Below are 13,710 nucleotides of genomic sequence, written 5' to 3'. Positions count from 1 at the left end.
TCTTAACAAAGATCGACTTTGACAAAGCTACAGCAAAATGGGTGCGGATATGCTAAAATCAAGCTATTTTATGCCAGTCGCATCACGGATATAAACTTTGGGCAAATGTTGGCATAAATTGACGTGCAAATTATTTGACCGCAATGGATTTTGGCATATGTGGACACAGTCTTGGCAGCACTTGGTGAGCAATCCGCAATTTTTTGCCATGCTGAGCATCCCGTTTGTCACCGCGTTTGTCACGTGGGCGCATGTGTGGATGGCACTCAAGATGTTGTTTTATCCCATCAATTTTTGGGGTATTGCGATCAAGGGTATGCCTTGGGGTGGGCTTGGCTGGCAGGGCATTGTGCCGCGCAAAGCAGGCAAAATCTCGGGCATTTTGGTTGATCAAACCCTATCCAAACTGGGCTCGCTGGATGAGTTTTTTCAGGCGATGAACCCTGAGGAAGTCGCTGATTATATCAGCGATAACATGCAGGGACAGCTTGAAGCGTTGGTCGATGAGATCATGCGCGAGCGCACGGCAGCATTGTGGGATAGCATGCCGTTTGCCGTCAAGCGGCGAATTTATGCTTATGCCCATGAGCAACTGCCGACCTTGCTCAAAGATTTGGTGCTGGATCTGACTGACAATGTTGAGTCGTTGGTTGATATGCGTGAGATGATTGTCAATCGCATGGAACATGATCGCGCGTTGATGGTCAAGATGTTTTTGAGGGTCGGACAAAAAGAGATTGATTTTATTTGGCATATCAGTGCGGTGATTGGCTTTGTGTTTGGCATCGTGCAGATGGCTATTTTTTGGTTTGTGCCGCAGCATTGGACGGTGCCTTTTTTTGCCGCAATTTGGGGCGGTTTGACCAATTGGATTGCAATTTGGATGGTGTTTAATCCGATTGAGCCGCATTATTTTCGCGCACCCAAATTTTTTAGTTTAAGCAAGCATTTTCCTTTTGTTCGCCTTGAACGTCCGCATATGGCAACGTTTAATTGGCAAGGCGGCTTTATGAAGCGCCAAACCGAGGTGTCGGATGTGTTTGCAGGGATTATTGTGCATGATTTGGTCACGCTTGAAAATGTCATGCGCGAGATGATGTACGGTAGCCGTGCCGCACAAACGCGCGAGCTTATTAAGTCGCATATTGAGCCGATTGTGTCATCAAGTGTGGTAGAAACCACGCTTAAAGTCGGGCTTGGGCGGCGTGAGTTTGGGCAGCTTAAACACACGATTGTTGATAAGTCGATTAGCGCGACGATGGTGCCTGTCAGTGATCCAATCTTGAATCAAAGCCGTGCCGACAAAATTTTTGGGCTGCTGCGTGATCGTATCACCGCTTTAACACCGCGTGAGTTTCAAAATTTGTTGCGCCCTGCGTTTCAAGAAGATGAGATTACACTGGTGATTTTGGGTATTGTAACAGGCTTTTTGGCAGGCTGCTTGCACGTGGCGTTGGTGTTTCGTTGAGGTGGGCGAGGCTGGCATTCAAGCGTCGGCTCGTTGGTTTGATGAATGACAAAATTTGACGCTAAAGCGCGGTGCAAGTGTCAAGGTGTCAAGTGTCAAGATGTTAAGATAAATTGGATTTTGCTGCCCAAATTGGGTGTTAGCAATAGGCGTGTTTGGTGCGGTTTGCCAAAGCGCGTGGGGTAAGAGGTTGGGGCATCGATGGTAATCACCGAATTGGGCTATTTTGCACTGGTGGCGGCATTTGTCATTGCCATGTTGCAGGTGATTTTCCCGACGGTCGGCGTGGTACAACGCCAAACCGCGTGGCAACAGTTGGCGGCAAGTTTTGCCGTGGCGCAATGCGTGGCAACGCTAACAGCGTTTGGCTGCTTGATGTATGGGTTTTATGCCAATGATTTTAGCATTGCCTATATTGCCAATCAGTCCAATTCGCTGTTGCCTTGGTACTATCGTCTGGCGGCAACGTGGGGCGGGCATGAGGGCTCGCTGCTGCTGTGGGTGACGATTTTGGCATTGTGGGGTGCGTTGGTCGCGTTGTTTAGTAAAAGCTTGCCGCTTGCTATGCAGGCGCGGGTGCTGGTGATAGTTGGCTTTGTGCAGCTGATGATGTTGGCGATGGTGATTTTTGTGTCGTCACCGTTTACGCGTACGTTGCCCAATTTGCCTGTGGATGGTGCGGATCTCAATCCATTGTTACAAGATCCGGGGCTGATTTTCCATCCCCCGATGCTGTATATGGGCTATGTCGGTACGGTGGTGCCGTTTGCGTTTACTTTGGCGGCGTTGTGGGCTGGGCGGTTGGATGCGGTGTGGACGCGCTGGTCACGTCCGTGGACGTTGGCAGCGTGGTGCTGCTTGACGCTTGGCATTGCGTTTGGTTCGCTGTGGGCGTATAACGAGTTGGGCTGGGGCGGCTGGTGGTTTTGGGACCCTGTAGAAAACGCGTCTTTGATGCCTTGGCTGGGTGGTGCGGCATTGCTGCATTCGTTGGCGGTGACTGAAAAACGCGGCGTATTCAAAGCATGGACGATTATGCTGGCGATTTTTACGTTTGCGTTAAGTTTGCTTGGGACGTTTTTGGTGCGCTCAGGGGTGATTACCTCGGTGCACTCCTTCGCCGCTGACCCAACGCGTGGTCTGTTTATTTTGGCGATTTTGGGCGTGGTGATTGGCGGTGGATTGGTGCTGTTTGCATGGCGCGGCTGGCGTTTGACCCAAGAGAGCCATTATCAATTAAAATCGCGTGAGACGCTGCTGGTGGTCAATAACGCCATTATCTTGGTGGCAACGATTGTGGTGCTATTGGGTACGCTCTACCCAATGCTTGCTGATGCGTTTGAGTTGGGGCAGGTGTCGGTTGGTGCGCCGTATTTTAACGCGCTGTTTGTGCCATTGACGTGGCTGCTGTTGTTGTTCTTGGGGTTTGGACCTGTTAGCCGTTGGAAAAAAGACACGCGTCCGTTTTTGGGCATCAGCGTTGCGATTTTGGCAAGCACAAGTGTGCTGGCGGCGATTGTCAGCTATTTGCTAAGCGGCAGTATGGCGTTGTCTATTGTGGTGACGCTGGCGTTGTGCGGTTGGGTGCTGGTGTGGATAGGTGTGGATATTCGTGACAAAACCCGCAATGCGCCAAGCCTTGGGCGCGGTCTTGCACGTTTGCCGCTGGGTTATTGGGGCATGCACGTGGCGCATATTGGCATTTTGCTGACCGCGATTGGCATTGCATTGACGACCAGTTTAAGTATAGAAAAAGATGTGGCATTGGCGCAAGGTGAGCATATCACGGTGCAAGGCTTTGATTTTACCTTAAATCACTTTGAACAAATCCATGCCAGTAACTACGACAGTACGCGCGCGCAATTTAGCGTGACCCACAACGGGCGGCAAATCGCCACACTGTACCCTGAAAAACGCCAGTATGTCATCAGCCAAATGCCGATGACGGAGGCGGCGATTCATTATAGCCCATTGCGCGATGTGTATGTGGCGTTGGGTGAGCCGATCGCGTCAGATACACAACCGACGCAAGCAGGCAATCTTGCCACAAGCGAGCGTTGGGCGGTGCGGATTTATGTCAAACCTGCCGTGCGCTGGATTTGGTGGGGCGCATTTGTGATTGCGTTTGGTGGGTTGCTGGCAATGCTTGATAAACGCTACCGCAAAGCAGGGCGCGTCAAACCTGTGCCTGTCACCGTGTATGAACCCAATGCCGAACGCGCGCCTAAAAAATTGCCAAGCGACACGCTAAATAATCCCAAGGGGGTACTATGAACCAAAAAACGCGACGTATGCTGTGGTTTATCTTGCCATTGGTGGTATTTTTGTTGGCAATTGGGTTGTTTTATAGCCGTTTGGGCAAAGACACGCAAGTGGTCACCAACACTGCTGTGGACAAAACCTTGCCTACAATGAACCTACCTGCGCTGGATCTGGATGAGGCAATAGGACAAGCTACCCGTATGGTCACCAATGCCGATTTACCCAAACAGCCATTTTTGCTCAATGTTTGGGCATCGTGGTGTGCGACATGCCGCGTTGAGCACCCGTTTTTGTTGCAGTTAGCAAACGCAGGCGTGCCGATTGTTGGGATCAATTACAAAGACGATGCCAAAGACGCGCAAGCCTATCTTGCCGAGCACCAAAACCCATTTACCCTAAACGTGCAAGATAGCGGCGATTATGGCATTGATCTGGGCTTGACAGGTGTGCCTGAGTCGTTTGTTGTTGATAGCCGTGGCGAGGTGCGCCAACATATTATCGGTGAAGTCAATGCTGAACGTTACCAACGCCAAGTGTTACCCTGCCTAACCGCGCTGCGTGAACAACGCGATGAGCGTGCCATCATCGAGGCGTGCCAACCATGATAAAAAATACCCCTATATGGGCGGCGATGGTGCTAAGCGTGTGCATTGGCGTGGCACAAGCGGCGATTGATACCTATGAGTTTGACAATCCACGTCAAGAGGCGCAGTATCGCGCATTGATTGATGAATTTCGCTGCCCCAAATGCCAAAACCAAAACTTGGCAGGTTCAGACGCACCGATTGCACAGGATTTGAAGCGCAAGACCTATGAGATGGTCAAAGACGGGCGCACCGATGCCGAGATTCGCCAATACATGAAAGCACGCTATGGCGATTTTATCAGCTATAAACCGCCTGTGCGCCCCTCAACGTGGCTGTTGTGGTTTTTTCCGCCGCTGTTGTTGGTGATGGTGTTGTTGGGCTGGTGGGTCAAAAATCGCCGCGCCAATATGCCGCAGTTATTGCCTACCGAGCCTTTAAGCGACACCGAACAGGCGCGCCTAGATGCTTTGTTGGGCAACCATACCGCGCACGCGCAACAAAATAAAGAGTGATAACATGACCTTGATTTGGTTTTTGGTGGCGGCGTTGTTGCTGTCGTTGGTATTGGTGTTGATTGTGTTGTCTGCGTGGCTGCTTGATCAGCGCAACATCGCGCGCACCAGTACACCACAGCATGACCAACTGCTTAGCCTAAATATTGACGTGTTTCGCGCACGTCTTGCCGAGCTTGATGACGACCATGCCAACGGGCGTTTGGATGATGCAACATACACCACCCAAAAACGCCTGCTTGAGCGTCAGCTGCTAGATATCAGCGGTGAGCCAAGCACCGCCGCCGCGTTTGTACCTAACTGGAAAAGTTACGCGATTTTTTTGGTGTGGCTACCGTTTTTGAGTGCGGCTGCGTATCTGATGATTGGCAACCGCAGCCCTGTGTATGACCTGTGGCAAGCGCAAGATCGCTATGGCAACATTGCCGATGAGCTTTTGACAGGGCGTACAGACACGCCACCTGCCGAAGCCGCGCGCGACCCACAAGCACTATTATCCGCCATTCAGACCAACGTCTATCGCCATGCTGCAGACCCGATGCGTTGGTATCACTTATCCGAGGTGTATCTGGCGGTACAAGCACCCGAACAAGCCATCACAGCGCTGCAACGCGCCTATCGGTTAAGCCCCGATGATGAGCGCATTGCTTTAGCCTACGCCCAAACGCGCTTTTTTGGACAAGGTGGCACGCTTGATGACGAGGCGCGGCAAGTGGTCGCACGCATTTTGCAGCGTGACCCACAGCATGAAGGCGCGCAAATGCTTATGCTCATGGGTGATATGCAGGCAGGCGACTATGACAACGCGCGGCGTTGGCTAACAAACATTCGTCAGCAAATCCAAAATCGCAGCGGCGACCATACACAGGCGCTCAACAGTCTTAGCCAACTTGCCCAAACCATCGATGAACGCACCGCCCAAGCCGATACGCAGGCGACCGCTGCCCAAACGGCGGTGACCATCAACGTGCAAATCGCGCCTGATTTGGTCAATCAAATCGCGCCAAATGACAGCTTGTTTGTCTTGGTGCGTCCTATGGCAGGCGGTGCGCCCGTCGCGGTCAAAAAACTTGCTGCTGCTCAACTTGCCCAAACGCAAGGTAAAGCCAATTTGACCGTTACGTTATCAGACAACGATAGCCCCATGCCAACCGCTAAGCTATCGCAAGTATTGGCAGCAGGAGAGGCTTTAACGGTCTTGGCACGCGTAAGCCATTCGGGCAATGCCATGCCGCAAACAGGCGATTTAACCAGCAATGCCATTGAACTGCCGCCCGATCGAGCCAAATCAAACGCGGCAGTCGATGTGATGGTCAATCACTTGGTGCCATGACACATCGCCAAAAATGACCAAAATATACCGCGCAAAACACATGGGTCAAAAAACCGCTTGAGATTTTGCCGTCATCACGGTATCTTGTTTGCGTGTGCCACGCCTATTTTGCCAATTTTTACTGACATTTTTTAAAAATATGGCAAGATGGCGCGCCGCCACACGCCAAGCCAACGTTACATACAAGTGTTGAACCGATGGCTTTCGCATAAAAATTTTGGGTGCAGTGTAAACACACAAACCAACAAACAGGACACCGTATTGATGAAACGTATCATTCTTTTAGGGCCACCAGGGGCAGGTAAGGGCACGCAAGCTCAAATCATCACCAAGGAATTTGGCATTCCGCAAATCTCAACAGGCGACATGCTGCGCGCTGCCATCAAGGCAGGCACTGAGCTTGGTAAACAAGCCAAAAGCGTCATGGATGCTGGTGGCTTGGTATCAGATGACTTGATTATTGGTTTGGTCAAAGATCGTATTGCCCAGCCTGACTGCGCCAACGGCTGTATTTTTGATGGCTTTCCGCGCACCATCCCACAGGCTCAGGCTCTAGCAGACGCAGGCGTGCAGATCGACAACGTCATCGAAATTGCCGTACCCGATGATGCCATTGTTGAGCGTTTATCAGGACGACGTTCGCATCCTGCTTCAGGGCGCGTGTATCATGTGGTGTATAATCCACCCAAAGTCGCCGATATCGATGACGAAACGGGCGAACCATTGATACAGCGCGATGATGACAAAGAAGACATTATTCGTGACCGCTTGGCGACTTATCACCGCCAAACCGCCGCTTTGGTCGATTTTTACCAAGATTTGGCAAAAACCGATAGCAACGCGCCGCGCTATGCCAAGTTTGATGGCACCCAAAGCATTGCTGAGGTTAGTAAACAAGTGTTGGCCGAGCTAAATGCCTAACTCGCCAAATACTCGCTAAAAAAAAGCCAACACAACGTTGGCTTTTTTTGGTACCGATCATCAGCGATCGGTGATGAAACATGCATCAATTATGCTTGCTCAGCTTGCTGAAACTGAGGTGCCAAAGCTTTGATGGCTTTGTTCAAACGGCTTTTGTGACGTGCCGCTTTGTTTTTGTGAATCACGCCTTTGTCAGCGATACGATCAATCACAGGCACTGCGCGTTTGTAGGCTTCTGTTGCTGCCGCATAGTCTTTTTGGTCAATCGCTTTTACCACGTTTTTGATGTAGGTGCGCACCATAGAGCGTTGAGACGCTTTTAGCTGACGACGTTTAACGTTTTGGCGAGCGCGTTTGCGTGATTGTGCAGTATTTGCCACGAATATCTCCTTGGGTCATCACGTTGGATAACAATGTTAGTAACAATAACGTTTAGCCGCATAACAAGGCGGACCAAACGTGATACAATGATTTGACGGCGGGCATGTTGCAGCCTGACACGCACCGCCTGCACTTGTATGCTTTAATCACCAGACACGGCAAAACATAATCAAGCGATAGCAAGCGTTTTAAAAGCACAATATTATAGCAGCGTCAATAGGCGATAACAAGCCTCTATACAGCGAAAAACGTGCCTGTGGCGTGGCTTGCACGCAACTATATTCCATGCTAAGTTAGCGCAAAATTCCATGCGAAGTTAGCGCAAAGTCGGCAGATAGTTGGCAAAGTTTAGGTAAATCAGCCGTGAAAAAGTGAGTAAAAATGAGCAATCACACGCCGCGTGAAGCAATTTTGATTGGTGCAACGGGTTTGGTGGGACAAACGCTGTTGGCAATACTTGCGCAAGACTATGCCAAGGTGACCGTCATCGCACGGCGTAAACCAAGCACCATCGCACCCAATATTGACGCCCATGTGCTCAAAGACTTTGCAGGGCTTAAAGACTTGCTAGCCACGCTTGCCTTAGACGCAAATACCGATGCGTTTAGCTGCCTAGGTACCACGCGCAAAGCAGCAGGCAGTGCCGAACGTTTTCGCCAAATTGACTATGGCTACAATTTGGCATTTGCGCAAGCATGCCGCGCCCAAGGCGTTGAGCGGTTTTTTTTGTTGTCCGCGATGAACGCCAATGCCAGCAGTCCATTGCTGTATCCACGCGTCAAAGGCGAGCTTGAGCAAGCCGTGCAGACGTTGGGTTTTGCCGATGTGGTGATGTTTCGCCCATCGCTATTGCTCGGACAGCACGATGATCGCCCACTTGAGGCGTTAGCGCAAACAGTGTTTAGCAAAATCAAACCGTTTTTGCCCAAACAATGGCAGCAAGCGGCATTGCGCCCCATCGAAGCTGAGCGCGTTGCGCAAGCGATGGCGCAAACGTCACAGACTTTGCCCGTCCAGTCACGCAAGGCAGCAACGGCGCGTGTTCATATCATCGATAACACGCAAATGTTAGCTATAACCTAGCCCTATGGCATAAAATAGCTAAACAATATTTATGAATAAATTTTAAAAAATTATTTTAAATATATGGGTTTAAACATAAGGACGTGATCATGACACAAAGTAATATCCCACCAAATGCACCCCATCGCCCGTTTGTCACCTGTGATTTACTCGATGCTGCGCCTGAATGCCAAGTCTGCGCACCCGACATCGAGGGCAAGCGGTTTTTCAGCTATGGTGGGCATAGCGCGTTTGGTGGTGAGGTAGTGACAGTCAAATGCTTTGAAGACAATAGCCGCGTCAAAGAATTGTTGGCAACCGATGGCAAAGCGGCTGATGGGCGCGGCAAGGTACTGGTGGTTGATGGCGGTGCGTCGATGCGCTGCGCGTTACTTGGCGACATGATTGCCCAATCAGCGGTAGACAACGGTTGGGCAGGTGTGATCGTGTACGGTTGCGTGCGCGATGTCGATGACTTAGCGACCATGCTCATCGGCGTGCAAGCCTTGGGCAGTACCCCACGCAAATCCAACCGTCAAGGCATGGGCGAAACCAACGTGACGTTAAGTTTTGGCGGTGTGACACTGACTTCTGGTATGTTTGTTTATGCTGACAACAACGGTATCATCGTCAGTGATAAAGCGCTGATTTGATAGCCGTTGGGCGTCACTTAATCTTTTGCGCCACGTTGGATATAAAAATAATCGTTGATTTTTTTGACATACGGCACGTCTACGTCTTTTGTATTTGACAACTTTTGTTTGCTGATTAGCAGCAGTGTTTTGCCTTGCTTGGTACTTAGCTTATAAAAATAATAGCCGAACAAAAAGAAAAACGGATTATGATAAAACGCTTGCGACAAAAACGTGAACACAAACAACGTACCATACACCACAAACACCAGTGGCACATGCCCCGTTAAGCTAATGCCGACAAACGTAAGGCTTAAATAACTGGGCAAAAACTGTTGGCTGATGCTTTCAATGTTGGTGATATCATCAGGATTAAACTGATCATCCGTCAGCCAACGACTCAGCCAAATTGCCAATCCTGTTGCCACGATCGGCACAGCGACATACAGCGCGATTTTGAGCCAATCAAGCGCGGTCAAATCGTCACCTGATACGGTTTTTTTGATCAAATACACGGTCAGTAATAAAAACGTTGAGCTGACTGTAATAGTAAGGCGAAACAAAATATACAAAAAATGGTTCATAACGGATTGATGGCTGGATAAACGGGTGAGCAAAATTTTGGTTCTATCAAAGTTTAACAGGTTTTTTAAGTATTTGCAGGGCAGTAGGTGGTTGAAAATATGATCAGTTTGACCGCATAGCAGATGCAAAATAGCAGATGCAAATTGCGGCTAAACGTCGATATTCGGCGGCAGGTTAGGTATAATACAGCGTTTGATGTGATCCAAACGTCATCTATTAAATCAGCATACTAACACCACCAAATTTCACAAAAGTTGTAAGACTATCCGCGACCTATGAGCCAAGCGTACGCCACCGACCACACACCGCATACAGATACCATCATCACGTTGAGCCGCGCGCTCAATGCCAAGCTATTCACCACCAAAAAAGACGCTGCCAAGTACAAACTTGGCAATCTACAAGGCATGGCACAAAGCCTGTGGCTAACCAGCCTGACCACCGCCGCAAGCGGACAAAGCGATCGCCTCAAAGTCGTCATCACCGCCGACCAAAACCAACTCAACCAGCTGGCGACCGAGCTGCTGTTTTGTGGTATCAATGCCCATGTGTTTCCCGATTGGGAAACGCTGGCGTATGACGCGTTGTCACCGCATCAAGACATTGTTGCCGAGCGCATCGGGCTACTCACCGATATGCCGCGCACAGGCGTGCTGCTGATCAGTGTGCAGACGTTGGGGCAGCGCGTTGCCCCTGCCGCGTGGTTGGTTGGGCAGCATTTTGATTGGGCAGTTGGGGCTCGTTTTGATGTGATAAAAGAGCGTCACCGCCTTGCTTTGGCAGGCTATCGTGCGGTGGATAATGTCTTTGAACCCGGCGAATTTGCCGTACGCGGCAGTGTGGTGGATTTGTTTGCCGTGGGGCAGCCGTTTCCGATTCGTCTTGATTTGTTTGATGATGAAATCGACAGCATGCGCTTTTTTAATCCACAAACCCAGCGCAGCCTAACGCAAGCGGATCTGGACGAATTACGGCAAACCGATCCGTACCAATACGCCAATTTGCTACGGTTTGCTGGGCAGGATGTGCAGCAGATTTTGGGCAAAATTCCGTCGTTTCAGATTTTGCCTGCCAAAGAATTTCCACTTGAAGCTGGCAAAGAAACGTTTCGGGCCAATTTTGCCAGCCGTTTTCCCGATGCCAGCGCGCGCAGGGTAGAATGGCATGGCGATGTCATGAACGGTATCGCGCCGCCGGGTATTGAGTACTATCAGCCGCTGTTTTTTGATCCCGAATTGTGGCAAGCCTCAAGCGATTTTTTCAGCTATTTACCTACCGACAGCTTGCTGATTGTTGAGGAAAACGCGGCGACGGCGTACCAGCATTTTTATCAGCAAGTCAGCCAACGCTATGAAGACCGCCGCCATGACAGTGCCAACCCGATTTTGCCGCCTGAGGATTTGTACCTCACCGAAGGCACGCTCAATGACAAGATCGCCAGTTATGCGCGTGTGTTGGTCAGTAGCCAATCTGTCAGTGAGCGTAGCGGCGCGGTCAATGCCAACACCCAAACACCGCCTAGTCTGCCTGTGGCGCATCAGCTTGCCGAGCCGCTGATGCATTTGCTCGATTTTTTAAAAAATCATCCGATCCCGACGCTACTGGTTGCCGAAACCGCAGGGCGGCGTGAAATTTTATTGGATTTGTTGGGCAAAAAACTTGACGTTGCCAGCGTGGCAGGCTTGCCCGAGTTTTTGCAAGATTTTGCCCAAAGTCCGCTAGATTTTAGCCGACAAGTCGCCATTACCATCGCGCCAATTGAGCGTGGCGCGTGGTTGCCCGAACGCTTTGCCATTATCAGCGAAACACAGCTGTTTGGGCGGCAAGTACTACAGACACGCCGCCGTCGCCAAAGCGATGTGTCCGAGGAGTTTTTGGTCAAATCGGTTAGCGAAATGAACGTTGGCGACCCCGTCGTGCATATCGATTTTGGCGTGGGGCGTTATCAGGGTTTGATTACGCTTGAGATTGATCAGCAGTTACAAGAATTTATCCATCTGACGTATGCCGATGATGCCAGCGTGTATGTGCCTGTGGCAAATTTGCAGCTGATTAGCCGTTATGCAGGTGGTGACACGGCAACCGCGCCGCTACACAGCATTGGCAGCGGCAAATGGGACAAAGCCAAAGCTAAGGCGATGACGCAGATTCACGATGTGGCAGCCGAACTGCTCAACGTGCAAGCGCGGCGCGATGCCAAAGAGGGCATTCATTTTCCCATCGATCCCATTAGCTATGACTTGTTTGCCAGTCAATTTGCCTTTGAAGAAACGCCCGACCAAATGCTGGCGATTGACGCGGTGATCCACGATATGAAACAAAATCAGCCGATGGATCGGTTGGTGTGCGGTGATGTCGGCTTTGGTAAAACCGAAGTCGCCATGCGCGCAGCGTTTATCGCGGTACAGGCAGGCTACCAAGTTGCCGTGTTGGTGCCGACCACGCTGCTGGCAGGACAGCACGAGGACAATTTTTTAGACCGTTTTGCCGATTGGCCAGTGCGTATCGCGTCGCTGTCGCGTTTTGGTACCAAAAAACAGCACGAGGCGATTTTACAAGATTTAAGCGACGGCAAAATTGACATCATCATCGGCACCCATCGCCTGTTGCAGCCTGATGTCAAATTTGCCCATCTTGGCTTGATGATTATTGACGAGGAGCATCGCTTTGGGGTGCGTGATAAAGAGCGTATCAAAGCCATGCAAACCGATGTCGATGTGCTGTCGATGACTGCCACACCGATTCCGCGTACACTTAATATGGCGTTGTCGGGTATGCGCAATATGTCACTCATTGCCACACCGCCTGCCCGTCGTTTGGCGATCAAAACTTTTGTCATGCAGCGCAGTGATAACTTGCTCAAAGAGGCGATTTTGCGCGAGCTGTTGCGCGGTGGGCAGGTGTTTTTGCTGCATAATGATGTCGCCAGCATTGAGCGCATGGCAGAAACTGTGCGCGAGTTGGTACCTGAAGCGCGCGTTGCGGTTGCCCATGGGCAGATGAAAGAACGCGAGCTTGAACAAGTCATGCAGGCGTTTTATCACAAAAAATTCAACGTGTTGGTGTGTACGACGATTATTGAAACAGGCATTGACATCCCAAATGCTAACACCATTATCATCAATCGCGCTGATAAATTCGGCTTGGCGCAGCTGCATCAGTTGCGCGGTCGTGTTGGACGTAGCCACCACCAAGCGTATTGCTATCTGCTGGTGCCATCACTCAAGGGCTTGACCAACGATGCCCAACGCCGTCTTGAGGCAATCAGCCGCGCCAACACGTTGGGGGCAGGCTTTATGCTTGCCAGTGAGGACTTAGAAATTCGTGGGGCAGGCGAGCTACTTGGCAAACAGCAAAGCGGTAACATGCAAGCGATTGGCTTTAATCTATACATGGACATGCTCAACCGCGCAACCAAGGCCATCAAGGCAGGCAAAACGCCCGACCTCAACACGCCGCTATCTTTGACCAGCGATATCAACTTGCAGCTGTCGGCATTGATTCCCGATGAATATTTGGGCGATGTCCACCAGCGCTTGCTATTTTATAAAAAAATCAGCGCAGCAGAAGATAAGAACAGCCTGATCAGCATTCGTAGCGAAATGCTAGACCGTTTTGGTAGTATGCCTGAGCCAACCAAAAACTTGTTTGCTATTCACCAGCTGCGCCTGTTGGCAGAGTCGTTGGGTATTCATAAAATTGATGGCAATGACCGCAGCGTCACACTTGAATTTGCCCCCGACACGCCCGTCGAGGCGATGACAATTATTAGCCTGATTCAATCCCAATCCAAGCACTACCGCATGCACGGACAAACGGGGCTACGCTACACCGATGACAAACTTGCCACACCCCAAGGGCGAATCGAGGCGACCAAAGCGCTGCTTGAACATCTGCTTGCCGCCACGCCTGCCGCGCAGATAGCGGATACAACCACTGAATACTTAAGCTTAAAGCGCGGATAAAC

General features: G+C 50.6%; 11 protein-coding genes. 9 read left to right on the top strand and 2 right to left on the bottom strand.

Going from position 1 to position 13,710, the window contains the following annotated elements; translation table 11 throughout:
- Positions 1–157: 157 nt before the first annotated feature.
- The 6 genes from MA2_RS01440 to adk all read left to right on the top strand — a co-directional run bounded on the left by MA2_RS01440 (position 158) and on the right by adk (position 7,083).
- On the top strand, positions 158–1,468 hold the full coding sequence (locus MA2_RS01440) for a DUF445 domain-containing protein (RefSeq protein ID WP_067055449.1): 1,311 nt from the start codon (positions 158–160) through the stop codon (positions 1,466–1,468).
- Positions 1,469–1,669: 201 nt separating this feature from the next.
- Entirely contained in the window at positions 1,670–3,742 is a 2,073-nt protein-coding gene (locus MA2_RS01435; protein WP_079351972.1) for a heme lyase CcmF/NrfE family subunit, read from the top strand.
- A complete protein-coding gene (locus MA2_RS01430) occupies positions 3,739–4,335 on the top strand; it encodes a DsbE family thiol:disulfide interchange protein (protein ID WP_067055310.1) in 597 nt (198 codons plus the stop codon). The genes MA2_RS01435 and MA2_RS01430 overlap by 4 nt, the downstream gene beginning before the upstream one ends.
- The gene (locus MA2_RS01425) at positions 4,332–4,829 is read left to right on the top strand and encodes a cytochrome c-type biogenesis protein (protein WP_067055307.1); all 498 of its coding nucleotides are present in this window, start codon (positions 4,332–4,334) and stop codon (positions 4,827–4,829) included. The genes MA2_RS01430 and MA2_RS01425 overlap by 4 nt, the downstream gene beginning before the upstream one ends.
- A 4-nt stretch (positions 4,830–4,833) precedes the next feature.
- A complete protein-coding gene (gene ccmI, locus MA2_RS01420; protein WP_067055304.1) occupies positions 4,834–6,162 on the top strand; it encodes a c-type cytochrome biogenesis protein CcmI in 1,329 nt (442 codons plus the stop codon).
- Positions 6,163–6,426: 264 nt separating this feature from the next.
- The gene (adk, locus tag MA2_RS01415) at positions 6,427–7,083 is read left to right on the top strand and encodes an adenylate kinase (protein ID WP_067055446.1); all 657 of its coding nucleotides are present in this window, start codon (positions 6,427–6,429) and stop codon (positions 7,081–7,083) included.
- Positions 7,084–7,172: 89 nt separating this feature from the next.
- On the opposite strand, the gene rpsT is transcribed toward adk, so the two are convergent.
- Positions 7,173–7,463 carry a 30S ribosomal protein S20 gene (rpsT, locus tag MA2_RS01410; protein WP_067055301.1) on the bottom strand — a complete coding sequence of 97 codons (291 nt, stop codon included), beginning with the start codon at positions 7,461–7,463 and terminating at the stop codon, positions 7,173–7,175.
- Positions 7,464–7,845: 382 nt separating this feature from the next.
- Here rpsT and MA2_RS01405 point away from each other — a divergent pair, with 382 nt between their 5' ends.
- Positions 7,846–8,547 (top strand): NAD-dependent epimerase/dehydratase family protein, encoded by a 702-nt coding sequence (locus MA2_RS01405; RefSeq protein WP_067055298.1) that lies wholly within the window; start codon positions 7,846–7,848, stop codon positions 8,545–8,547.
- Positions 8,548–8,636: 89 nt separating this feature from the next.
- On the top strand, positions 8,637–9,179 hold the full coding sequence (gene rraA, locus MA2_RS01400; RefSeq protein WP_067055295.1) for a ribonuclease E activity regulator RraA: 543 nt from the start codon (positions 8,637–8,639) through the stop codon (positions 9,177–9,179).
- A 17-nt stretch (positions 9,180–9,196) separates the two neighbouring features.
- Here rraA and MA2_RS01395 read toward each other — a convergent pair whose 3' ends face one another.
- Positions 9,197–9,742 (bottom strand): KwaA family protein, encoded by a 546-nt coding sequence (locus MA2_RS01395; RefSeq protein ID WP_067055293.1) that lies wholly within the window; start codon positions 9,740–9,742, stop codon positions 9,197–9,199.
- Between the two features lie 276 nt (positions 9,743–10,018).
- On the opposite strand from MA2_RS01395, the gene mfd reads away from it, so the two are divergent.
- Positions 10,019–13,708, top strand: coding sequence for a transcription-repair coupling factor (gene mfd, locus MA2_RS01390; protein ID WP_079351973.1), 3,690 nt, complete (start codon positions 10,019–10,021; stop codon positions 13,706–13,708).
- Positions 13,709–13,710: the final 2 nt, after the last annotated feature.

The organism is Moraxella atlantae NBRC 14588 (genome assembly GCF_001591265.1).
GTDB lineage: Bacteria > Pseudomonadota > Gammaproteobacteria > Pseudomonadales > Moraxellaceae > Faucicola > Faucicola atlantae.
This window is presented reverse-complemented; position numbering and strand designations above follow the sequence as displayed.